General features: G+C 37.1%; 16 protein-coding genes. 15 read left to right on the top strand and 1 reads right to left on the bottom strand.

The annotated features are described in order from the left end of the window. Positions 1–533 precede the first annotated feature (533 nt). From ACFIMQ_RS04230 to ACFIMQ_RS04175, 12 genes are all read left to right on the top strand, one after another. Positions 534–1,370: a cell wall hydrolase gene (locus tag ACFIMQ_RS04230; protein ID WP_375703472.1), complete on the top strand. Its 837-nt coding sequence runs from the start codon at positions 534–536 to the stop codon at positions 1,368–1,370. Between the two features lie 176 nt (positions 1,371–1,546). Then, positions 1,547–2,794: an aminopeptidase gene (locus ACFIMQ_RS04225; protein ID WP_375616413.1), complete on the top strand. Its 1,248-nt coding sequence runs from the start codon at positions 1,547–1,549 to the stop codon at positions 2,792–2,794. Between the two features lie 285 nt (positions 2,795–3,079). Next, positions 3,080–3,955, top strand: a complete 876-nt coding sequence (mutM, locus tag ACFIMQ_RS04220; protein ID WP_375616412.1) for a bifunctional DNA-formamidopyrimidine glycosylase/DNA-(apurinic or apyrimidinic site) lyase — start codon at positions 3,080–3,082, stop codon at positions 3,953–3,955. Positions 3,956–4,041: 86 nt separating this feature from the next. Beyond that, a complete protein-coding gene (locus ACFIMQ_RS04215; protein ID WP_375616411.1) occupies positions 4,042–5,436 on the top strand; it encodes a M20/M25/M40 family metallo-hydrolase in 1,395 nt (464 codons plus the stop codon). Further along, complete coding sequence (locus ACFIMQ_RS04210) at positions 5,429–6,049, top strand: ribonuclease D (RefSeq protein ID WP_375616410.1); 621 nt, start codon at positions 5,429–5,431, stop codon at positions 6,047–6,049. The genes ACFIMQ_RS04215 and ACFIMQ_RS04210 overlap by 8 nt, the downstream gene beginning before the upstream one ends. Positions 6,050–7,477: 1,428 nt before the next feature. After that, a complete protein-coding gene (locus ACFIMQ_RS04205; RefSeq protein WP_375703471.1) occupies positions 7,478–7,807 on the top strand; it encodes a hypothetical protein in 330 nt (109 codons plus the stop codon). A 1,501-nt stretch (positions 7,808–9,308) separates the two neighbouring features. Next, complete coding sequence (locus ACFIMQ_RS04200) at positions 9,309–10,142, top strand: outer membrane protein (RefSeq protein ID WP_375616408.1); 834 nt, start codon at positions 9,309–9,311, stop codon at positions 10,140–10,142. 335 nt (positions 10,143–10,477) lie between these two features. Further along, positions 10,478–11,314, top strand: a complete 837-nt coding sequence (locus ACFIMQ_RS04195; protein ID WP_375703470.1) for a porin — start codon at positions 10,478–10,480, stop codon at positions 11,312–11,314. A 1,361-nt stretch (positions 11,315–12,675) separates the two neighbouring features. Continuing rightward, positions 12,676–13,554, top strand: coding sequence for an outer membrane protein (locus tag ACFIMQ_RS04190; RefSeq protein WP_375616406.1), 879 nt, complete (start codon positions 12,676–12,678; stop codon positions 13,552–13,554). Between the two features lie 1,706 nt (positions 13,555–15,260). Next, on the top strand, positions 15,261–17,048 hold the full coding sequence (locus ACFIMQ_RS04185) for an outer membrane beta-barrel protein (RefSeq protein WP_375703469.1): 1,788 nt from the start codon (positions 15,261–15,263) through the stop codon (positions 17,046–17,048). Positions 17,049–17,295: 247 nt separating this feature from the next. After that, positions 17,296–20,211, top strand: a complete 2,916-nt coding sequence (ileS, locus tag ACFIMQ_RS04180; RefSeq protein ID WP_375703468.1) for an isoleucine--tRNA ligase — start codon at positions 17,296–17,298, stop codon at positions 20,209–20,211. A gap of 175 nt (positions 20,212–20,386) precedes the next feature. Then, on the top strand, positions 20,387–20,872 hold the full coding sequence (locus ACFIMQ_RS04175; RefSeq protein ID WP_375703467.1) for a hypothetical protein: 486 nt from the start codon (positions 20,387–20,389) through the stop codon (positions 20,870–20,872). Between the two features lie 681 nt (positions 20,873–21,553). On the opposite strand, the gene ACFIMQ_RS04170 is transcribed toward ACFIMQ_RS04175, so the two are convergent. Next, positions 21,554–22,000, bottom strand: coding sequence for a nucleoside deaminase (locus ACFIMQ_RS04170; protein WP_375703466.1), 447 nt, complete (start codon positions 21,998–22,000; stop codon positions 21,554–21,556). A gap of 270 nt (positions 22,001–22,270) precedes the next feature. On the opposite strand from ACFIMQ_RS04170, the gene ACFIMQ_RS04165 reads away from it, so the two are divergent. The 3 genes from ACFIMQ_RS04165 to ACFIMQ_RS04155 all read left to right on the top strand — a co-directional run bounded on the left by ACFIMQ_RS04165 (position 22,271) and on the right by ACFIMQ_RS04155 (position 25,209). Further along, complete coding sequence (locus ACFIMQ_RS04165) at positions 22,271–23,671, top strand: pseudouridine synthase (protein ID WP_375703465.1); 1,401 nt, start codon at positions 22,271–22,273, stop codon at positions 23,669–23,671. Then, positions 23,652–24,215 carry a 16S rRNA (guanine(966)-N(2))-methyltransferase RsmD gene (rsmD, locus tag ACFIMQ_RS04160; protein WP_375703464.1) on the top strand — a complete coding sequence of 188 codons (564 nt, stop codon included), beginning with the start codon at positions 23,652–23,654 and terminating at the stop codon, positions 24,213–24,215. The genes ACFIMQ_RS04165 and rsmD overlap by 20 nt, the downstream gene beginning before the upstream one ends. Positions 24,216–24,789: 574 nt before the next feature. After that, entirely contained in the window at positions 24,790–25,209 is a 420-nt protein-coding gene (locus ACFIMQ_RS04155) for an EVE domain-containing protein (protein ID WP_375703463.1), read from the top strand. The last annotated feature ends 254 nt before the right edge of the window (positions 25,210–25,463 follow it).

Raw genomic sequence — 25,463 nt, 5'->3', positions numbered from 1 at the left:
CAGTATAGCTACAGGAGGGGAATATGATGATATATTATGAAACAGCACAAAGGAGCAATAAAAATTTTTCAGAGGAGCATGGCAGGTTGTTAACTCTTGATTTGACATATTTGTCTATTGAATGATATCATTATTCATACTGTGACCGGAGGGGAGTTTTCTTTCTGATTATTTTGTTAAAATTTATATTAAGGGGATATCTGTATTGTTTTTTTCAATATTGATGCAAAAAGTTTTCATACCTAAATCTTTTTCGTATGTAGAATGAGGTGAGCGTATTGGGAAGCATATTATTTTCTTTGGATTGAAACGTAAGGGGTTTTATGGGCCTATGTTTCCCCATGAGGAGCGACAATATTGATCTATAAATTAAGAGTTTTAAATTTTTTATTTCGCTTAGACACTTTTTATTACCACTTGTATTAAAATTTTACTGAGTGGTAACACTTAGCTGTATACTTTATTTCGAGATATATTTAAAGCTCATTTCAAAATTTGAATAGCTTAAAGATTATAGGAATGTGTTGCATAAGATGAAAAAAAGTCATTGGAATGTTTTTGTGACCTGTTGCGTAGCACCGTTAGTTGTTGTGGGGTGCGCTTCAAATCATTTAGATACTGGAAAAATAAATAATAATAAGGAAAAAACAGTTACGTATCCATTGACAGAGCGCCAATGCCTTATGCGTGCGATGTATTTTGAATCAAATCGCACAAGCCGTGAAGGAATGATTGCCGTTGGGACGGTTGTTATGAATCGTGTTAATTCAACCGCCTATCCTAAGACGATTTGTGGTGTTGTTGGTCAATATAAGCAGTTTGCTCCTGGTGTTTTAACGCGTCCTATGACGGAGAAAGCATCTGTTGCTCGAGTAAGAGAGGCTGCTGATGCTGTTTTGCGGGGTGAGCGAGATAAGAAAGTTAAAAACGCTAAGTTTTTTCATACGGCAGGTTTGTCTTTTCCTTATAAAAACATGCACTATGTTCATGTTGCGGGAGGAAATGCTTTTTATGAAAAACGATCACGCGATGGGTCACTTCAAATTCCTACGAATAATCGCCCTTATGATGTTGCGTATGCTTTTGCTCAAGAGCGTTCTGGTAATGCACCAAGCTTTATGGATGCAGGTTTAGAAAATAGGGGAATAACAACAGAAAAGAGTGTGTCTTCTTCGACAAAGGTAGCACAGTCCGAGACTGTCCATCCTACATCTTTTGCTATGGTAAAGCTTGATAAAGTTCCCATTCCCGCCTATGCGCCTCAACATCCAGCTAGGAAAGAAGAAAATAAACCGATTATGGCGTTACCTTCATCAGATCAGTTAAATGCAATTGTTGCAATGTTAGAAAAACGGCACGGAAACTGGTAAGTTTTTCATGACCAAAGAAGGGTTATACACCCATTGCGGTTTATGAATTAAGTGAACCTTTTGGCGATAATGATACGCATAAATATAGGTAGAGAAAGTGAACTCAAAGGATCTGAAAAACAATTTATAATATGACGACGTAAAGAACGCATTTTATTTAAAGAAGGGTATTGGTAATGTACTTTGATATTCATGAGACAATTTCGCCTGAAATGCTTAATCGTCTTGCAGAAATTACAGTAAAAGTGGGGCTGAATTTACAAGAGGGGCAGGATCTTGTCTTGACTGCTCCAGTTTCAGCCCTCCCTTTTGTTCGGCGTATTGCATATCATGCTTATAAGATTGGCGCGAATGTCATTACACCAATTTTTAGTGATGATATGTTATCGCTTACACGTTTTGAAAATGCTCATACGGCTAGTTTTGATTGTGCTCCTTCTTGGCTCTATGAGGGAATGGCGAAGGCTTATGAAAATGGGGCAGCACGTTTAGCGATTGTTGGTGATAATCCGTTGCTCTTGTCCAATCAAGATTTTGACAAGGTTGCGCGTTTAAATAAGGCGACTTCGTTAGCTTACCAGCCTGCTCTTAAAAAAATATCTAATTTTGCTATGAATTGGTCGATTGTTGCGTATCCAACAGCAGGATGGGCTGAGGCGATGTTTCCTTCTTTACCACTTAATGAGGCGATTAAGAAATTAGCAGATGCAATTTTTGCTGCTTCACGGGTTACAGAAGAGGACCCAGTGCATGCATGGAGTGTTCATAATGCAGCTTTGAAGCAACGGTCATCTTGGCTTAATGATCAGCGTTTCTCTGCTTTGCATTTTACGGGACCAGGTACCGATTTAACAGTTGGTTTGGCAGATGATCATGAATGGCATGGTGGTGCATCTGCAGCTCAAAATGGTGTTGTTTGCAATCCTAATATTCCGACAGAAGAAGTCTTCACCACGCCTCATGCTCATAAGGTTGAGGGTTTTGTTCGTTCGACAAAGCCTCTTTCTTATCAAGGAGCACTGATTGATAATATTGAGATGCGTTTTGAAGCGGGGCGTATTGTTGAGGCTCGTGCATCAACAGGTCAGGAAGTTTTGCAGCAGGTTTTGCAAAGTGATGAAGGGGCTAGTCGCTTAGGCGAAGTTGCTCTTGTTCCGCATTCTTCACCGATTTCTAAGAGCGATCTCCTTTTTTATAATACTTTATTTGATGAAAATGCTGCATGTCATATTGCTTTAGGGCAGTGTTATTCCAAATGCTTTTTAGATGGGGCATCATTGACAGCAGAAGAGATTGCAGCACGTGGTGGTAATAAAAGTGTCATTCATATTGACTGGATGATTGGTTCTGGTGAAATTGATATAGATGGCATTACTCAGGATGATGAAAGAGTTCCTGTATTTCGTAAGGGTGAATGGGCTTAATTCTGTAATGCCGTAAAACACTGTCATTTAAGGTGGGGTGGTATGTAAACTTCATTAACGCGTTAAGTATTTTTAAAGTGCGTGGTGTATATTCAAGGCAGGGCTTGATTGTAGAGTCTTTAGTTGAGTAAATTCATGAGTAGGAAACCAAGAGAAAGCCACTCAACAAGAAACTGGATTGTTTACAGACCAGATGTTGTGGGAGTCTCCGTTTTTAAAGGAGGGGGGAAGAAGTCAATTTATCAGTCATACGATTGGAAAGTGTATAATTATTAAAGAAGAGTAATGCCTGAACTTCCCGAAGTAGAGACAGTTCGTCGTGGACTTGAGTCCGTTGTAACTAATGCAAAGATAGTGTCTATTAAACTTAATCGCAGAGATTTACGTTTTCCTTTTCCTGAGGCTTTTTCTGAGCGCCTTATCGGCAGGAAAATTATAGAACTTGGTCGGCGTGCGAAATATTTATTATTTCATCTTTCTCATAATGAAACGATTTTAAGCCATTTAGGAATGTCTGGTTCATGGCGTATAGAGCATGATATTTTGAGAAAAGCTTTTTCAACGAGAAATAAATTGGTTAAGCATGACCATTTTATCATGGATATTCAGACAAGGGATGGTGAGTTTTATCATCTTATTTATAATGATGTGCGTCGCTTTGGGTTTATGCTTTTAGTCGATACGGACAAGCTTTATGAACATCCGCTTTTAAATAAGCTAGGGCTTGAACCTATGAGTAATTCGTTTTCTGGTCGTTATTTACAAAAGGCTTTTGTTAATAAAAAAATGTCTCTCAAGGGCGTTTTACTTGATCAGTCTATTGTTTCGGGTCTTGGGAATATTTATGTTTGCGAAGCACTTTGGCGGAGTCGTTTATCTCCACAACGTAGTGCATTTACATTGGCATCAAAAACGACACGTGCACGTGAATTTGCAGATTCTTTAGCACAAAATATACGCAATGTGATTTCTGAAGCCATTTTGTCTGGTGGCTCTTCTTTACGTGATTATATGCATATAGATGGTTCACTTGGTTATTTTCAACACGCTTTTTCAGTTTATGGACGAGAAGGCAAGGAATGTTTGGAATGTGGAGCGCCTATTATACGTATTTTACAGGCTGGGCGTTCAAGTTTTTACTGCTCACAGTGTCAAAAATGAATAAGGTGTCTTGCAAAATCCTACAAGAGGCTTAAAGTCAGGTTTTTACAATTATACGAATATACGAGGCTTGAGAGGTTTTTTTTATGCTGAATAAAGTATTAACACATCTTGATGAGAATATAGGAAAGAGCCTTGAACGCCTTTTTTCTCTTTTACGTTTCCAATCGATTTCTACAGACTTGGCTTATAAGGATGAATGTCGTAAAGCAGCTGATTGGTTGGTAGAAGATTTAAAAACAATAGGTTTTGAGGCTTCACGGCGTGATACACCAGGTCATCCAATGGTTGTTGGACATCATCCAGGACCTTCAGATGATTGTCTGCATGTGTTATTTTATGGACATTATGATGTTCAACCTGTTGATCCATTAAATTTATGGGAAGATGATCCATTTAATCCTTCATTAAAGGAAAAAGATGGAGAAAAAGTTATTTGTGCTCGTGGCGCTTCTGATGACAAAGGTCAGCTCATGACCTTTGTTGAGGCATGTCGTGCATTTAAGAAAGAAACGGGGCAACTTCCCATTAAGGTTACTGTTTTATTTGAGGGAGAAGAAGAAAGTGGTTCTCCTTCTCTTGTTCCTTTTTTAAAAGAAAATAGGGATGAACTTAAGGCTGATTGTGCATTGGTTTGTGATACAGCAATGTGGGATGCCGATACACCATCTGTTTGTATTACTCTTCGGGGTATTTTAGGAGAAGAGGTTACGATTACGGCAGCCGATCGTGATTTGCATTCTGGTGCTTATGGAGGGGTAGCTGCCAACCCTATTCATATTTTAACAAAAATCTTAGCAGGACTTCATGATGACAATGGTCGTGTAACGCTTCCAGGTTTTTATGATGGAGTGGAAGAAACACCTTCACAGATTTTGCAATCATGGAATGCCCTGAATTGTACTGCTGAAAATTTTCTTGGTCCTATAGGACTTTCCATTCCTGCTGGTGAAAAAGGACGGAGCATTTTAGAACTTGTATGGGCGCGTCCTACAGCAGAAGTTAACGGGATTAGTGGTGGTTATGAAGGAGAAGGAATAAAAACGGTTATTGCTTCTCAAGCGAATGCGAAAGTATCTTTTCGTTTAGTGCATAAGCAAGATCCAGAGAAGATACGCCAAGCTTTCCGTCATTATGTGTGCGGTCTTATTCCTGCTGATTGTACTGTTGAATTTAAGGGGCATGGTGGTTCTTCTGCAATTCAAATTCCTTATGATTCACCTTTTATAAAGTCCACAAAAGAAGCTTTGTCGCAAGAATGGAGCAATCCTGCTATACTCGACGCTATGGGGGGATCAATTCCGGTTGTGGGAGATTTTCAGTCAATTCTTGATATGGAATCTGTTCTGGTTGGATTTGCATTATATAATGATCGTATTCATTCTCCCAATGAAAAGTATAATTTAAAATCGTTTCATAAGGGGCAGCGGTCTTGGGCGCGTATTCTTGCAGCTTTAGCAAATAGGAGGGTAAATGGCTGAGATTCGTGTTCATCAAGGTGATTTACCAAGCTTAGACAATTATAAAACTGATGCTATTGCGATTGATACCGAAACTTTAGGCTTACAACCGCATCGTGATCGTTTATGTGTTGTGCAGCTTTCTTCCGGAGATGGTACTGCTGATATTATACAAATTGCTAAAGGACAAAAGAGTGCACCTAATTTGGTCAAGCTTCTTGAAGATAACGCGGTTACCAAAATATTTCATTTTGGGCGTTTTGATCTTGCTATTTTAGCGCATACATTTGGTGTTATGCCAGAAGCTGTTTTTTGTACAAAAATTGCTTCTAGACTCACGCGTACTTATACGGATCGTCATGGCTTAAAAGAAGTTTGTAATGAATTGCTGAATGTGAATATTTCTAAACAGCAACAATCTTCGGATTGGGCAGCAGAAACGTTATCACAGGCACAAATTGAATATGCTGCGTCGGATGTGTTATATTTACATCGTTTAAAAGTTATATTTGAAGAACGCTTAAGACGTGAAGAGCGAGAAAGTGTTGCCAAGGCATGCTTTCAATTTTTACCTATGAGAGCTAGGCTTGATCTTTTAGGATGGGCGGAAGTTGATATTTTTGCGCATAGCTAACTTTAGAAATTGGCTTTTAAATGGCGTTAATTAGTTAATGCGAGAGGATAAAATGCTGATAATATACAAGCAGTTTTTTGTTCTCTCGTCTTTTCAAGAGTTACAATATAATTTTTAAGTTCTATTTCAATGGAAATTTAGGCAATAAAAGTAACATTGACGAATTTATATTTTTTGTGTTTGTAACAGCTTTTATTTGAAAAAAGCGGTTTTAAGGAGAGGCTGGAAACATACGGTAGGTTAGAAGGCTTAAATCTCTGAAACCGGTATACAGCCTAATTGGGGGAGAATATGAATGTGTAAATGTAAAAACCAAATCTCATCTTTACCATCATTTTTAATTTTGCTTTACGACTTTCAAAAGTATTTAAAGAAATGTCTGTTAAATAATAGAGATTACGTATTGCTTCATGCTTTTGTTTCTCATGTTTTTTAATGGATTTACGTTCTTCGTGTAAAACAGAATGCCCTAAACGGAATATATTTATGTTGCTAATTCATGTGCTTTTTTTTAAGAAACCGGCACTCAAGTCTATTTTACGGTGGCGCTCATAAAAGATATAACGATAAAGCCTCCAATCAATATAAAATCTATTGAACACTACCATCTTACGCTTATGGAGTTAACAAGCCGCTACCATCACACATTTTGCCAACATCCAATTTTGCGACAACCCTTGGCACTGGAGACGATTCATAAAAGGCATTTTTAGTCCTTTATTGTACAGTTTCACTCCACACAGCTCTCCCAACTTGTAACGTGCAAACAAATGGTTTTGATTGATTCAACATGAAAAAGATTTGGAATGAGAGAATCTTATGGTATTCAGGGTTCTCATTCAATATAAATAACGCTAAACTATTATTATAAATCAATATGTTATATGATTAATGTATAAAGATAACCACGATTATACTGAACAATGCAAGGAACGACTCCTAGAAAAGTTTGCTAGAAACAAGTCAGCAAGAGCACTTTTTACTAAATCAAAATGTTGCAATAGCTTTTGTATTTAAACAGATTCGGAAGCCCCCCCTTTTTTCAAGAGTCTTATCCATATATCAACCTCATTTATGACATGTAAGCGAATAATTTTGCTTAATGTATCATGAGCGAATTTAAAATAAGATAATCTTATGATACTGAGAGTGCTCATTCAATAGGGGGATTTATAAATCAATATGTTGATATGACATTTGCGTAGTTTATTCGCCCCAGACGATATTTTGTGCTTTTATGCATTGCCAAACAAGTGATTTCTATGTTTGTAAAGTGGGGCAATTTGCATTTATTTTAAAATTAAAATGCCTCAAAGTTTTGTTTTTTGAGGATTCTCACTTTTTATCTATAAACATGCTATTTTTTCTGGAAATTTGCAATGAAGACACTAGGTAAAATCCATTATGGATATTTGTGAGGTTAAATTTATGAATATAAAATATTTTATTACGGCTTTTGCTACGTTTGCTTCAATCTCTGTAGCTCAGGGAGCTTCTTTCTTGTCTTCTCAAAAGTTAATAGAGGGTGTACCTTCTCTTGTTCCTCCTATAGATCTTTTTTCTAGTGAACAGTTGAGCAAGATCTTCTCTGAAGTTGTTCAAATGGAACTTTCTTGCACGCATAACAACCAATGCATAACAGCAGCTAAGTTAGTCCCTGTGTTACATTCTGGTAAAAAAAGAGGTCATTATCCTAAAAGAGGATCAGGGAAAAGAGGACGACCAAACCTATTTGCACGAAGTCCAATGAGTTATTAAAAAGTAAAAAAACAACTTCAAGAGATCTAACGTATGATCGGGAATTGAAGAGAGGAGATATTTTTTATCATTTGAAAAGTGGAGGAGCAGTTGTTCGCAAAGGGTATTATAATTGTGTACGGAGGGGGGAAGAGTACTATTTGGAAAGATATGGGGAAGTGGATTTCGGTGCAAGAGTACTCTGTATAATGGCAATCCTCGTTACAAAATTCATGGATTTGGATAAATATAGCCTCCGGATTTTGGGTTACGCTATTATGCTGTAAATACTGTCATTTTAAGCGTGACTATACAGTGCATATAAAACTCCTTGATTAAGTGTTTTTAGAGTAGGGCTTGTTCAGAGGGAGCCTTTAGTTAAATGAATCACATGGGGAAGGAGCTAAGAAAAATTCTCTCGACAAGAAACTAAGCTGTTTGCAGAGAGGATCTGAGAGGATACTTCATCAAAATCGCGTGAAGAAACAAAAATATTAAATTTTTGATCTTTGATGGTATGCTTCGACTACAGAATTTATAAAATATTCATTTGTCTATGATTCAAAATATCAGATATTTTTTCTGCTAAATCTATGATTTTTTAAGAAAGGTATGTTTGAAAACTTTAAGAAAGATTTCTCATTTTTTCAGCTTTAAGGAGATTTCTATAAAGTTTTAATGTTTATCATACCGGTTGTCTGTCTTTAGGCATTTTTTTTCAATTTAGTCTTGTAAAGAAGTATGAAATGATAGCCTACAAATAAGGCTGAAGCTCTGAAAAGACTTTACTATAGATTGAGAGAAGAAAAAAATGGTAAGTATGTCAAAAAGGAATAAATTCCTAAATTAAAAACAAAGAGCAAGCGTGATGAAATTGCATGGTAATTTTGTTGCAGTCCATAGGGTAGTGGAGATCTTATTTTGTGCGGTACAAGCATTCTTTACAATGATGAAAAAACAATCAAAGAGCTATTCACATTTTGTTATGCGAAGGATGAAGCTAAAAACGTTGTTTGTATGAATTTAAATAGAACGGTTGCATTTGGCTGTTCTCAATATTTTAACAGTTCTCGCTATTTTTGATATTGAGAGTATTCATAGGTGGCATTTTAGCCTTTAATAGTTTTATTTATCCACACACATTTGCTCTTTTGTGATGTACAGGGGAATGGTTTTCATTATTTTAATATAAATGAGAGCATCTTCAATAGTGCGATGAAATATAAAAGACACTTTTTCATTATCAATATATGATCTTTCATAGCCATAGTACATGCTTTACACGGAGGGGGGGAGCACAGATTTTTTGCAAAATTCATAAAGGAGAGCAAATGTGACGAAAAGAGATCCTTTGTGCAGTGGCATAGTTTAATTCTTATTTATTACAGATCAAGCAATTAAAGGTGCTTGGAGTGGCTTTTTGTTTTTTTTATGAGTGTATCATTTTTGCTACAGATATCTAGAGATAGGGCTCTATATGAAATGGTGTGTTCAAATAAATATTCAGCTATGGAGAGAAAATATGAATATGAAATGGTTAATAACAGCTTCTGCTTTCGCTTTTGTTTCAGCTTCAGCGGCGCAGGCAGCAGATGTTATTGTTCCCCCGCGTCCAACCCCTGTTGCTCCCGTTATTGTTGCTCCAACTTTTTCTTGGACAGGTTTCTATCTTGGTGGGCAGCTTGGTGGTTTTTCGGGTAAAACGAAGATGGATATTCTTGCTAAAGGACAAAAGATTCCAGTAGATGACGATTATTTGCCTAAACTATCTGGTTTCATGGGTGGTCTTTACGCAGGTTCCAATATTGATCTCGGCAATGGCCTTATTTTAGGTGTTGATACAGATATCATGTGGTCTAATAAAGATGACACGAAGACAGGAAAAACATATGTCATTGCCCCAGAACACATCAATTATATTAACAAGGTATTAAAAGACGCTGCAATTAATATTGGTAAAGATGCGCTGAAACCTGGCGCTAAACGAACCCACAGTTTCACTTTTAAAGAAAAGTGGGCTGGTGCAACGCGCGTGCGTATTGGTTTTGCAGCTGAACGCATTATGCCTTATGTTGCTGGTGGTATCGCTTATACACAGCTTCAAGATAGTGCGTTGATTTCAATAACAGATAAAGATTCAGACAAAGTAATCGCTTCTGGTACTCTGTCTGATGAAACAAAGACCCTTGTTGGTTACACTTTTGGCGCTGGTGTTGATTTAGCAATGACCAATAATATTATTGTTCGGGCAGAATATCGTTACTCAGATTTTGGTAAAAAGAAATTCTCAAATGATAAATATGAGACTTCTTACAAAACGAATGATTTTCGTGTAGGTGTTGCTTACAAATTTTAACAGATGGTAAGTTGAATAACGAAGAGGCTCCGTCTTTGACAGAGCCTCTGTTATTTTCTGTTGCTATATTATCACACAACACATAATTTATTGTGGATATGAAAAGATATTCTTCAGATTTTCTTAAAAAAATCATAGACAATAAACAAGAATTATATTTAAAATCAGTAACTTATTTATATATAAAGTTTGTAATTTCCTGTACAAAATCAAGCTATGAAGCGATTTTGTCTGGGATGTGTCCTCCATTTTCTGTGACTGTATCATTTTTACTACAGCTTTTCTTTCTGTAATCTTGTAGCACTTTGCTCATAAATAAATTAGGAGCAAAGTTTATGAATATAAAATCTTTAGTAACAACTTCTGTTATCGCTATAGCGGCAGCTTCTGCAGCACAAGCTGCTGATGTTGTCATCCCTCGTGAAACAGCCCCAGCAGTCATCGCAGCAGCCCCTTCATTTTCTTGGACAGGCTTTTATATCGGTGGTCAAGTTGGCAACTTTTCAGGTAAAGTTGATAGAGTTAATTCAGAAACAAAAAAGAAAATTACAAATAAAGACTGGACACCTAAGCCTTCTGGTTTCATGGGTGGTATTTATGTAGGTTCCAACGTAGATCTTGGAAATGGCCTCATTCTAGGTGTTGAAACCGATGCAGTCTGGGCTGACCGCGAAGATTCAAAAGCGCATTCAGCAGTCATTGGGGAAGCAGGACTTCAAGCTTTCAAAGATGAGCTTACAGAAGCTAAAGCTACACCTGCTACAGGAAAAACTATTGCTGGTATCGTGGCGACTGACAAACGTGTAAAGGGCATCTCCATAAAAGAAAAATGGTCTGGTGCAACACGCGTTCGTATCGGTTTTGCAGCAGTTGATCGCATTATGCCTTATTTCGCTGGTGGTATTGCTTATACGCAGCTGCAATTGGTCGATTCTCTTAAGGCAGCGACAGCTGAAGGTGCTGAAATCGCTTCTGCTAAAGTGTTTGATGAAACAAAAACGATGGTTGGTTTCACTGTAGGTGGTGGTGTTGATTTCGCAATGACAGACAATGTTTTGTTGCGTGCAGAATACCGTTACTCAGACTTTGGTAAAAAAGCATTTGTAAAGGATGGGGATAAAATAGCTTACAAAACCAATGATTTCCGTGTAGGTGTTGCTTACAAATTCTAATTTCGTAAAAACGAAATGATGAAGACAAAATAAATTGTTATGAGGCTCTGTCGAAGACGGAGCCTCTGTTATTTTTCTATTGCTATATTATCACACACCCCATATTTATTGGCGGTGTAAAATATATTCTTCGGATTTTCTTAAAAAGATTTTCATAAACGAGAGACAATAACTACGATGTAAAATCAATATCTTATGCATATTTATAACTTACAATTTATTGTACGAAGTGAAGTTATGAAATGATTTTATCTTGGGTTTGTCTTTCATTTCCTATGGTTGTATCATGTTGACTACAGCGTTTTTCTGTAGTTGTATAATACTTTGTTCCTAAATAAGTTAGGAGCAAAGTTTACGAATATAAAATCTTTAATCATAATTTCTGTTATCACTATAACTACAACTTTGCGACACAAGCTTCTAATGCTATCATCCTTGGTGAAGCAGCTCCAACAGGTATTGCTGCTCCTACTTTTTTGAACAGGTTTTTTATCGGTGGTTAAGTTGGCAACTTTTCAAGTCAAGTTGATCTATTTTATTTAGAGATAAAAGAAAAAACTCCATACAAATATGGATTGCCTAAGCCGTCTGGTTTCATGGGTGGTATTTATTTTGGTTCCAACGTAGATCTTGGAAATGTCCTCATCTTAGGTGTAGCAACAGATGCAGTCTGGGCACGACCGTGGAAATACAAAAATGCACTTAGAGGATCTTGAGGCGTATGAGATATAAAAATTTAGCCAAAATCTTATAAATGCTGGCGTTACTTTGGCTGATGCAGAAAAGCTTCACGATGATGATACAATAGTTTATAATTTTTACTGAAGAAGAAAAATGGTTTAGTGTAACATGGTCCCGTATTAGTTTTGCAGTTGCTAATCGTATAATACCTTATTTTGCTGATGGTATTGCTTATACGCAAATGTAGGGCATTCCCGCAATTAAAGTGAAAAAAGAGACTGGCTGATAATACTGGTCAAGTGATCGCTTCTGATAATTTGCATGATGAAGACAAAGACACTGGTTAGTTTCATCTTAGGTGTTGACTTTGTAATGACAGACAACGTTCTGTTGCGTGCAGAACACCATTACTCAGACTTTCGTAAGGAGCAATTTGCAAAGGATAGACTAAGCTACAAAACAATGGCTTTCGTGTAGGTATTGCTTACAAGTTCTAATTTTGTCAAAAGCGCAATTATGAATACAAAGTATTAATAAAAAATTAAATTTCCAAAAGATCTTGACTTTTACAAAAGCGCTGTTTTCTCGGTTTTTTATTTGCACAATTGTGACATTTTTACTACAGCTTTTCCGTTTATAATCTTGTAGGATCATCTTGTAGTTAATTTAGGAGCAAAATTATGAATACAAAATCTTTAATAGCAACTTCTGTTGTCGCTTTGATTTCATCTTCTGTAGCACATGCAGCTGATGTCATGATTCCTTATGAAGCCGCACCAGCAGTTATCACAGCCCCTTCGTTTTCTTGGACAGGTTTTTATCTTGGTGGTCAAGTTGGCAATTTTTCAAGTAAAACAAAATTATCTGTTCCAGGAGCAGACAAAGAACTTTACAAAAAAGATAATACACCTAGTCCTTCTGGTTTCATGGGTGGTATTTATGCAGGATCTAACGTAGACCTCGGAAATGGTCTCATTCTGGGTGTTGAAACCGATGCAGTTTGGGCAGACCGTGAAGAATCAAAAACAGCCCGTGAATTGACTCTTACTAAAGAAGATGTGGCATTTTTTAATAATGCCTTTGAAAAAGCTAAGGTTGAACTAAAAGATCAGCAGCAGTTTGAAATAGGTGACAAAGTAACGGAAAAACACAGTTATAAAGAAAAATGGTCTGGTGCTACACGCGTTCGTATCGGTTTTGCTGCTATTGACCGCATTATGCCTTATGTTGCTGGTGGTATTGCCTATGCACAGGTACAGGGCATTCAGTCAGTTGCAGGAAAAGGAGAGAGAGCTAAAGTTGAGCAGAAAGCTGATGTGGTGGAAAACCCACCAGTTAAGCAAAATGTAGATTTGACTGGTGGTACTTGGGCTGATGACACGAAGACAATGGTTGGTTTTACTATTGGTGGTGGAGTTGACTTTGCAATGACAGACAACGTTCTTTTACGTGCAGAATACCGTTACTCCGATTTTGGTAAAAAGAAATTCGCAAACGATACACGTGAATTCAACTACAAAACCAATGACTTTCGGGTAGGTGTCGCTTACAAGTTCTAATTTCCTAAAAATGAGATTATAAGCACAAAAAAATACGAAGGCCTCGTTTAACGGGGCCTTTATTTTATTAGCCATTTATTTTAATCTCTCTTAATCCCTTCTTGTTTTTATTGTTTCATTTTGTGTTATAAAGCTTTAAAGAAAAAAGTTGTCTATTATAAATGTCATACAAAATATTGATTTATAAAGATAATTTAACATTATTCATGTTGAATTAGATTCTCGAATACCGTAAAATTTTCTCATTTCAAATCTGTGTATGTTGAATCAATAAAAATCACTTGCTTGCACATCACAGGTAGGATGAATGTGTGGATAAAAACTATAGAAGAAAGGACTAAAAATGGCTCTTATGAACCGTCTTAATGAAAGGGCTGTAGCAACACTCACGAGCTGGCAAAGTGTGTGAGGGTGCCGGCTTGCTTCTCCATAAGCAAATTGGTTACATATATAGAGATTTTATAATTACTGATTAATAAAATCTTATATCACTGCTGCTATTTCACGCTTAAGTGAAAAGCGTTCAATTAATCTCAGAAACAGGAAAAGATCATAACCAGTGACTAACTTTAGCCTCCTTTTATATGCTAGTTTAGAGCGATCGTACTACATATATCCTGTTAGAGTACTCTCTGAAACGGAAATACAGTTTCATTGGAGAGGCATATAAAGTTATAAAGATAAAAATCAGTTTTCAACTTTGTCTTCTTCTTTTAATTGAGTTTTATGATTTTCAAAAGCATTGAGAGCAATGTTTTTTTAATAGTGAGGATGATGCATTGTTTTGCGCTTTTATTTATTGCATTCTTTAATGGGATCACACCTCTTATGAAAACAAAATGCCCCAAACGGACTATATCGTTGTTACGTATTCACACGCTTGTTTTAAAGAAATATTTCTCAGGGCATATCATATCCGTTTCATGTCAAGATTCGTGAATAGTATAAAGCGATAATCCCCCAATATAATAACTCCATTGAGTACTACGACCTTTACGCTTAATAAAAAGAGTAAACTGGCACCATCATACACTGTACTAGCCACCAATGTTTCAGACAGACCTTAGCTGTTAAGAGCGTTTATAAAAAGTATTTTTAATCTTGTCTTTAATATTTTTTATTGACATGCTCCATCCCGTTTATGACATACACAGAGACATGGTTTTGATGGATTCAACATGGAACAGGTTTTAAACGAGAGAATCCTACGGTATTAGATTTTTTTATTAAACATACAAACAATAAGTTATCTTTATAAATCAAAGTGATGTGTTAGAATGACAAGATTTCTGAAAAAAATCTAAAAGTTTTTTTTTATGAATGTTTTATTTCATGAAACTTTTAGGGTGCTTGGTTTTAAAAAAGGCAATATTTTATTTCACTGTTTGCACTGGCATTGATTTTGCAATAACAGATAATAGTTTATTGCATGCAGAGTGCTGTTATTCAGATTTCGGTAAAAAGAAATTTATAAAGAATATTATCATTAACAGTTATGCGAAAATTTAATGGAAATGAATCCAACTTTAAGACACATAATTTTAGTGTGATTTAATTTACAAATTCTCATTGAATACCAAACTAAATAGTTAAGAAAGCTTATTTTCAAAAATCCTTTATTTTTTTGTGAGTGTGTTATTTTTGCTACAGATATTTCAAAAAAGATGCTCTATATACATTTCATTTTGGATATTTGGAGAGATTTTATGAACACAAAACGTTTAATAACAGCGTCTATTTTTTCTTTAATTTCAGCGTCTACAGCACTAGCTGCTGATGTTATGATTCCTCATCAGCCAGCATCATCGATTGCTTCTACCATTGTTGCACCTACTTTTTCATGGACAGGTCTTTATTTAGGTGTCCAAGCTGGTGGTTTTTCGAGCAAAGCTGATATGGCTCTTGTTGATCAAGAAAAGAATTTCTCGCTGGATAAAGAGTTCTCTCCTAAACTTTCAGGTTTTGCAGGTGGTTTTTATGCAGGGTCTAATATCGATCTCGGTGACAGCTTTGTTTTTGGTATTGATACGGATTTAATGTTATCTGGAAAAAAACACACAAAAACCATAACCATAGGTGCATCTAATAACGCTACAGTAGAGAATGCAGTAGGAAGAGCCCGCAGATCAGCAGAAGTTGTAACCCCAAAAGCATCAATATCAACAGTATCAGTACTATCACCGCTAAATGTACAAACAAAAGCAGAAGGAGAAATACAACAATCAAAAGGATTAACAGAAACTGACGCTAATCCAAAAGCGCCAGAAAATTCTACAACACAAACGTTATTAGAATCAGAAAAAACTGTGCAATCACCAGCAGCTGGCAGCACTAATTCAGTAAAATTAGTAGGAAGGTCAAGCCCAACAGCAGTGTTAAAGCAAACAGCTAGATCTAAACAAACATCTTCCACCACGGGGACAAACTCAGAGAAACCAGTATCACCTTCATTATTAAGATCAGATACAGGAGAAACATCATTAGGAGAGAATGTATCAAAAGTAGTAGCAAAATCAGCATCTCTCAGTGTACAGACAGGATCGATATCAAAAGCGTCAGAACCGCTTTCTTTGGCAAGGTCATCTACAGGAGAGCAACCATCAGAAGCGAGGGTAAGTGAACCCAAAGCATCTGTAAGATCAGAACCCACACAAACGGTTGAAAAAACACCAGTATCCTCTCATTCAATAAAAGAATCAAATGAGCCAGTAGCAAAAGCACCCACATCAGTACAGCCATCAGCAGCAGAGAAAACGGTACCGAGTTCATCACTTATACTAGCGAGATCAGGATCATCTGGATCTGAGAAAGAGGCTTCTAATGGAACAAGCGGAGGTCGTCATAGTATTCAGAGTTATAGTGGTAATAACTCTCATTCGCGCGTTGCTTCTAATGGAGGTGGACATGCTCATCCACATGGTACACCTCACGGCGGTGGATACGGCTCTGGTGCTAATCCGCATGGTTCTCACCCACATACTTCTCATCCTCATGGTGGACAGAATATGGCTGGACACGGTGAACAAAGTCCCCAAGTGGCAGATAAGAGCAATTCCAGTGTATACGGTATAGAACAAATCAAAAAGGTTGCTTCTGAACTTGCTCTGGATCAAGAAGATGAAGTTGAAGCTTTAAACCATACTTTCAAACAAAATTGGGGTGGTGCTACACGGGTACGTATCGGTTTTGCTGCTGATCGCTTTATGCCTTATCTTGCTGGTGGTATTGCTTATGGGCAGTTCCAAGACACTGTATCAATATCTGTTAAGGGTGAGGATGGAAGTGTCGTTTCTTCTAAAAACTTAACTGATGAGACAAAAACCATGATTGGTTACACTCTGGGTGGTGGCATTGATTTCGCGATGTTGGATAATGTGATTGTACGTGCAGAATATCGTTATTCCGATTTTGGTAAAAAGAAATTTGCAAAAGAAAAACTTGAAGTTAATTACAAAACCAATGATTTCCGTGTTGGTGTAGCATACAAATTTTGATCTTTTTTAAGAGTAAATTTCTAAGAGGCTCCACTAATAGTGGAGCCTTTATTTTTTTTAATCATTTTTTGGTTTCTTTTCTTGTGAATTTCATGTTAAAGCCCATAAAGTGTAATGATATATTTTCTTGATCGCTGCTTAATACGAATGATAAGCTCGGATTTCCCTATAGATAAAAACCAGAGTTGCAGGGTTCAGGGAAGTTATGCAAAAGTAAACTCGTAAAAGTGGACAGGAATATTTCACAATGACTGTGAAAAATGAAACAATAGATTATTCAAAAACTCTTTATCTCCCACAGACAAATTTTCCCATGCGTGCAGGTCTTCCGCAAAAAGAGCTTGAATTGATGGCGCATTGGGAAAATATAGGGCTTTATGCGCAATTGCGCCAACAAGCAAAAGATCGCCCATTTTATATTCTTCATGATGGTCCACCTTATGCAAATGGTCATATTCATATCGGGCATGCTTTAAACAAAGTTCTAAAGGATGTGGTTGTTCGTTCATTCCAAATGCGCGGTTTTAATGCAAATTATGTTCCTGGTTGGGATTGCCATGGGCTTCCAATTGAATGGAAAATTGAAGAAAAATATCGAGCACAGGGAAAAAATAAGGACGAGGTACCTCTGAATGAGTTTCGTCAAGAATGCCGTGAATTTGCACAACATTGGGTAACCGTTCAAAGCGAAGAATTTAAACGCCTTGGTGTTGTGGGAGATTTTAACACACCTTACACTACAATGGCTTTTCATGCAGAAGCACGCATTGCTAGTGAATTGATAAAATTTGCTATGTCAGATCAGATTTATCGTGGTTCCAAGCCGGTGATGTGGTCTGTTGTGGAGCGTACGGCTTTGGCAGAGGCTGAGATTGAATATCATGATCATGAATCAGAGGTGATTTGGGTTAAGTTTCCTGTTTTTGAAGCAAATTCTGATGATTTATATGGTGCTTATGTCGTCATTTGGACAACAACACCATGGACAATTCCTGCTAACCGTGCAGTGAGTTATTCTTCGCAGATTTCTTATAGTATTTACGAAATTGAAAGTGCTGAAAATGATTTTGGTCCTCAAGCGGGAGAAAAGCTTCTCTTTGCAGATGCTCTAGCGATGAGTTGTGCAGAAAAAGCCAAACTTGTTTTGAAGCGTTTGCGTGTTATTTCTACTGATGAATTGAAAGCTCTTGTTCTTTCTCATCCACTCAAAGGTTTGGCGGGAGGGTATAATTATAAGATAGTATTGCTTGAGGGGTCGCATGTGACAGAGAATGCTGGTACAGGTTTTGTCCATACAGCACCAAGTCATGGGCGTGAGGACTTTGAAATTTGGAATGCTTATAAGCCTCTATTGGAGCAAGCAGGGATTGATTCATCTATACCATTTCCTGTCGATGATGCGGGTTTCTATACGAAAGATGTTCCGGGTTTGGGACCGGATCGTGAAGGGGGAGCAGCACGTGTTATTGATGATAATGGAAAAATAGGTGACGCCAATAAAGAGGTCATTAACGCTTTAATTAAAGCAGATCGATTATTTGCACGCGGTCGTTTAAAACATTCCTATCCCCATAGTTGGCGTTCGAAAAAACCCGTTATTTTTCGTAATACGCCGCAATGGTTTATTTCAATGGATAAAGATTTTGGGGATGGTTCAACTTTACGCAGTCGGGCTTTGGAAGCTGTTTCAAAAACGCGTTTTGTACCATCTTCTGGGCAAAACCGTCTAGCTTCTATGATAGTAGATCGTCCTGATTGGGTTCTTTCTCGTCAGCGCTCTTGGGGAGTTCCTATTTGTATTTTTGCGAATGAGGATGGTGTTGTTTTGAAAGATGAAAGCGTGAACGAACGTATTTTACGGGCTTTTGAAGTAGAAGGGGCAGATGCATGGTTTGCTGAAGGAGCACGTGAACGTTTTTTAGGTGACCGTGCGCATGAGCCTTGGATGCAGGTTCATGATATTTTGGATGTTTGGTTTGATTCTGGAGCAAGCCATAGCTTTGTATTAGAAGATCGGGCTGATTTAAAATGGCCTGCAGATGTTTATTTTGAAGGCTCTGATCAACATCGTGGATGGTTTCAATCTTCTCTTTTGGAAAGCTGTGGTACGCGTGCTTGCTCTCCCTATAAGGCAGTGATCACACACGGTTTTACTTTGGATGAGAATGGTAAGAAAATGTCTAAATCTTTAGGCAATACGGTTGTTCCGCAAGAGATCATTAAAACATCTGGAGCTGATATTTTTCGTCTTTGGGTGATGACAACAGATTATTGGGAAGATCAGCGTTTAGGCAAGAAAATTCTTCAGACAAATGTGGATTCATATCGTAAACTACGCAATGCAATTCGTTGGATGCTTGGAACTTTAGCACATGATGATGGAGAAGAAATATCTTATGGTGCACTGCCGGATCTTGAAAAATTTATATTGCATAGGCTTTTTGAACTTGATCAGTTGATTCATCGCGCTTACGATGAATTTGATTTTAAAAAGATTATGCGTGCATTATTGGATTTTTCAATCATTGAGTTATCGGCATTTTATTTTGATATCCGCAAGGATTCTCTTTATTGTGATGCGCCTTCATCAAAAAAACGTAAGGCCTCTTTGCAGGTTGTTCGTGAGATTTTTGAGTGTATGGTAACATGGCTTGCTCCAATGTTGCCTTTTACTATGGAAGAAGCTTGGTTAGAGCGTTTCCCAGAAAGCCAATCAGTGCATTTGGAACAATTTCGCTCTGTACCAGAAGAATGGCAAAACCAATCTTTGGCTGAGCGTTGGAAAAAAATTCGGCAGGTCCGTAAAGTTGTGACAGGTGCTTTAGAGCTCGAACGCGCTGATAAGCGTATTGGATCTTCTTTGGAAGCTGCGCCTGTTGTTTTTATTTCTAATCCGGTTTTACGAGAGGCATTAGAAAATGTGGATATGGCGGAGATCTGTATCACCAGTGCTCTAACAATTACGCAGGATACAATGCCTTCCGATGCGTTTACTTTGGATGATGTTGAAGGTGTTGGTGTATATCCAAAGAAAGCGTTGGGAAAAAAATGTGCTCGATCATGGCGTTATACACAAGATGTTGGGAGTGATCCAGCTTATCCGGATGTATCTGCTCGTGATGCTGCTGCTTTGCAGGAACTACAGCTTCTTGGTAAGATTTAAAATTTTAACTCAAGAAAGAAATGTAAGTAGATTTCTTGTATTGATGAATATAGTTTTTTATGGTACGAAACAAGCTCCGTTGTTTTATCTGTAGGGGGGAAATTTGTGTATGGACCGTTCTCTTATAAATAGCGGGAATGTTAATCAGCCATATACTTAGGGAATGGAATAAGCAGTGAGAAAACGTGAAGTAAAAATGTTTCCAATAGGAATTTTAGGTATATGCTTTTCTTTAACGGGATGTAATGCCCCTACCTATGGTACCAATAAGCCAGTTTCAATACAGTTTTTTGAAGATGTTGCTAATATTGCTTCATTTACACCAACAAATAACAGCAGCCAGATTGTTATGAAGCCCCATCCAAAACTTGTGATACCAAGTCCTAGTTCACGCAGGTTTTTACCGGTGCCACAACAAGATAAATCTGTCAATGAAATAGAAGCATCGAAGCAGCATCGAGAAAGTACTCCTTTTCCTCACAAAGGATCGTCAGTTAATGGCGCTGGTTCAAAAAATCCTTCACAGTTGAGTGCGAAGCAACGACAAGAATATTTACGTCGTCAGAGAGCACAAGTTGGAAGTTCAAAATACCGTCGCTATCTCACTGAACCACCTTTAAGTTATCGCCAACCGGCAAAAATTGCACCTATTGGTCGATAAGAAAAAGACAAAATAAAAGTATGCGAAGTATTCTTCTCATTACTTATGACACCAAGTTCTCGTTCATGCAGCGTTATAATGCTGCTGCAAGCTGGTTGTTATTTCCATGAAATAGCAATATGGCTATAGCATCGAGAGAGTGGTTCGGCGTTGCTTTTTTAACAAGAAATATCTTTTAAGTCCATTTCACAACGTTGTTTGTGTGGATAGTATAACATGAAAGCCATTGAAAATTAGCATCTTTATTCTTATGAAGGAGAGAGCTTATACCATCATTTTGTTTTTCAGACTCCAATGTTGTGACAATTTTTGCATTTGAGAGCTTTCATAAGAGACATTTTTAGTCTTTTCTAAATCGTTTTTTATCTAGACAGTAACCTCACTTATGATGTGCCAATAAAGGATTTTATTGATTCAACGTCATTTGAAATGAGAGTATTCCACGATATTTTGAACTTTATAGTTTATATAAAAATATTTTATATAAAAAGAAATGAATTATTTTTATAAATCAATATGTTGTATAATAGAAACAATATGCAGTATTAAATATGCAGTATTAAAAGAGTGTGAGAGAAAAAATATTTTGAAATAGCTTTCGCTATATCAGAAGGATGAATAATCTTTTTTAAGAAATAGGATAGTTTCTAAAGAGTGAAAGCTATGGATGAAGAATTGTTTTTAGTATCGCTTTTGTACAAAAAAGTCTTTAAGTAATTGAACCGCTTCTTTTTCCTTAAAACCAGAATAAATCTCAGGTTTGTGATGACAGGTTGGTTGCTGATAAAAACGTGGGCCATTTTCTATAGCTCCCCCTTTGGGATCATTTGTTGCGTAATAGAGACGTCGTATGCGTGCAAATGAAATGGCAGCAGCACACATAGCACAAGGTTCAAGTGTTACATAAAGATCGCAATCAGGAAGCCTTTCGCTTTGCAATGTTTTGCAAGCCATACGGATTGCGCGTATTTCTGCGTGTCCTGTAGGGTCATATGCAGATTTTATAAAGTTACCAGCGCGTGCAATGATAGCTTTTCCACGTGTAATGATAGCACCTACGGGAACTTCATCTTTTTTTGCAGCTTCTTGCGCTTCTAAAAGGGCTATTTCCATGGGTGTCAAAGTCATAATATTCTTTCTACTGAAGGTATAGAAAATCTAAAGGTTATCTCGATAAGGAATGCTATGGAATGAATAATTTATTACGCTTTTATAATGAAAAGAATACCTCTATTTTTTTTAAGAGTTTAAAACAAACTTGCAAGTCAACAGATACATTATTGTCGTTAAAGGATAGAAAATGATAAATGATTATGCTACTTCATTTTTCAGGATAAGCGGTATGGTGCATGTGAATAATTTTCTGAACATACTTGCAAAGATTGGTTTGAAACGCAAATGAATGAAAATAATGAGAGTGAACGAATTGCTAAAAGGTTAGCGCGTGCTGGTGTTGCTTCGCGTCGAGATGCAGAAATGATGATTGTTTCAGGTCGTATTTCTGTGAATGGTAAAGTCGTGAAAACGCCAGCTTTTAATGTTAGCCGCTCTGATGTTATTAAAGTTGATGGCAAACCTTTACCTCCTATAGAACGAACGCGTTTATGGCTTTACCATAAGCCAGCAGGTCTTGTCACCACGAACCGTGATCCTGAAGGCAGACCTACAGTATTTAGTAATTTACCAAAAGGAATGCCGCGTGTTCTTTCTGTTGGAAGGCTTGACATTAACACGGAAGGGCTTTTGCTTTTAACCAATGATGGTGGCTTAGCGCGTGTATTAGAACTTCCTGTAACGGGGTGGGTCCGCAAATATCGCGTCCGTGCTCATGGAAGAGTAAAACAGAGTGCGCTGGATAACCTTAAAAATGGTATTGCGATTAATGGTATTTTTTATGGTTCAATTGAAGCATCAATTGAACGCGAACAAGGGTCGAATATGTGGCTTTCTGTTGCTTTGCGAGAAGGAAAAAATCGTGAAATAAAGAATGTTTTAGGTGCATTGGGATTATCAGTTAATCGATTAATACGTGTATCTTATGGTCCATTTCATCTCTCTGATTTAGAAGAAGGAGCTGTGCAAGAGTTAAAAGGGCGGATGTTACGAGATCAGTTGGGGGAGCGTTTGATTATGCAAGCCAATGCAGATTTTGATGCTCCTATTCTTAAGCCATTTTCAAATTCTGTAGTTGTTGCAGAAAAGCAAAGCCAGAAAGATCTTTCTGTTGCAAATGATGGTTGGGTTTTCTCAAGTGAAAGGGTGATACGACGTCGCTCAAGAGATGGTTCTGTTGAACATAGTCGTGCACGATTAAGTACAAAATCTCATGAAAATGTAAAAAAGGAGAAAAGTGAAGAAGGAAAAGTAGAGCGTTTTCTACCGCGTTCTCGCCGTGCTAATGTTTGGATGGCTCCTGGTGCACGTCCGCAAAGTGCACGTAGAAAGCCTTCCTATAGTGAGGAGAAATCGCATGGTTATAAGAGCGATTTGGATGGTAGAAAGTCCTTTCATCGAGGCAAGGAAAAACTAAAAGAAAGTTCGTCACACAAAGAGAAGAGGGAAAGTTTTGTTCAAAAACGTGGCAAAATATCTTATGACGAGACGCATCCCTTTGGTAAGAAAGATCGCTTTTTAAAGGATAAAGAGAAAATGATAAAAGGTTGTCATGATGAGCGTTCTTTTGAGAGAAAGAAAAAAGTAAAATCATTTGGTGGTGCTATGAAAAAATCTAAATCACAGAGTGATGGTGCAAAAACTTCGAAGCGATTTGGAGGTCCGCGTGCGGATTATAGGCGGTAAATTTGCTGGTCGTGTTTTATTTTCGCCTGTTAATCAGTCGATTCGCCCAACGAGTGATCGTACACGTGAAAGCCTTTTTAATATTCTTTCTAGCCGTGAAGAACAATTTTGGACCAATAAACGCATTCTTGATCTTTTTGCTGGTACGGGGGCTTTAGGCATTGAAGCACTTTCACGTGGAGCAAAGGCTGCTGTTTTTGTTGAAAATTCAGTTGAGGGGCGTGGGGTACTTCAAAAAAATATCGAAGCTTTTGAATTGCAAGGGGTTGGACGGATTTTGCGTCGTGATGCAACCAAACTTGGCAATATTGGAACAATGCTTCCCTTTGATGTTATCTGCGCTGATCCTCCCTATAGCCGTTGTTTAGGTGAACGTGCTTTTGTAGAAGCTTTGCGAGGAGGTTGGGCAAAAGCCGATACACTCTTCGTGCTCGAAGAAAAGAAAGATACGATTATTCATTTACCTGATATTTTTTATCTAGACGATGAGCGTTTCTATGGCGAGACAGCAATACGTTTCTATAAACTGCAATCACAGGTTTGATATTGAGAAAGCTCTCGTTTTTCATCCAATAGGGAATAATTTATTTTATAGAGCTTTTTAGAATGATTATTTTATGGCCCGCTAAGCTATAGAGTAAGAAATCATAAAAACTCTATCTTTTCAACAAGGGTTTTGCAACTATATCAGATAAAATCCTTTCCTTATATATTTTTATTTTTTACATCAGATTTTCTATGTTATGTGCGTTAAAGGTATAGCAAGCATAGAATGAACGAGAGGGTTGGGAGCAACGGAATGTATCACTTTTGGTATATACTGGAAGGAAGCTTATTTTTTGCAAGATTTTTTAGCAGTTTCAAAGTTTACTTTTGATTCAAGAGCTGTTTTTCATAGGGGAAAACTTCACTCCAAGTGCTATGGCTTTTATTGGTTTAATTTTAGGGAACTCCGTTATGATCAACGATGAATAAGCAGTTTACAGTTTTAATTCTCACAAGTTTATCTTGGTATCTTCAACGTTGAACCATTCTTGCCTTCATTGTTCGATAACTTGAAAAAGATATTTCACGTATTATAGAAAGTATCGTGTATTTTGTGAAAGAGTGCATATGAAATGAAACATTGGATAGCGGTGATTTCTAGAGCTTACGCGCGGCTTTCAGCCGAATTTGGCTTTCTTCAAGTTTGTCATGGTAAAGCTGGATCACTTCGAAAAACATCTAAGGAAGATGAAGTTTTCATTTACTACCCACGGTGTGAAATGGGTACAGGACAAATTCTTCAAACAATAGAGTTTCAGTGTATATTTAAAGATAACCATATTTATCAAGTGGAACAAGCGCCTCAATTTACACCTTTTCGGAAAGATGTTATTTTTAATAAACAAGCACAACCTGTTGTTTTAAAGGAGATTCAAGAACTTGAATTTCTCACTAATCCTCATTGGGGATTGTTAGCGCGACAAGTTTTTTTTGAAATTACAGTTTGTGATGCAGCTCGAATTAGCAAAGCAATGGGGATTTCTAATGGCTAATAATTTATTTTATTTTTGATCAAGCATCTAAAAAAGATTTTTTTTAAAAATTTGTGTGATTTTCTTTAATGAGAGCATAATCTTAAAATGGTAAATTGGTATTAATTTATTCTACTGAGGTTTTATGAAAACTATTAGGGTTAGAAGTTGTAGCTTAATTATATGAAGAAAAACCACTTATTTTTATTGATGCTAAAGACAAGCAGGGAGAAGTCATACAATCTAGATGTTTGAACATATGATGAAAAGCTATC

It is taken from the genome of Bartonella sp. AD13SXNS, from assembly GCF_042196465.1.
In the GTDB taxonomy this organism is placed as follows: Bacteria; Pseudomonadota; Alphaproteobacteria; order Rhizobiales; family Rhizobiaceae; genus Bartonella.
Note: the sequence above shows the minus strand (reverse complement) of the source record. Positions and strands in the feature narration are given on the sequence as shown.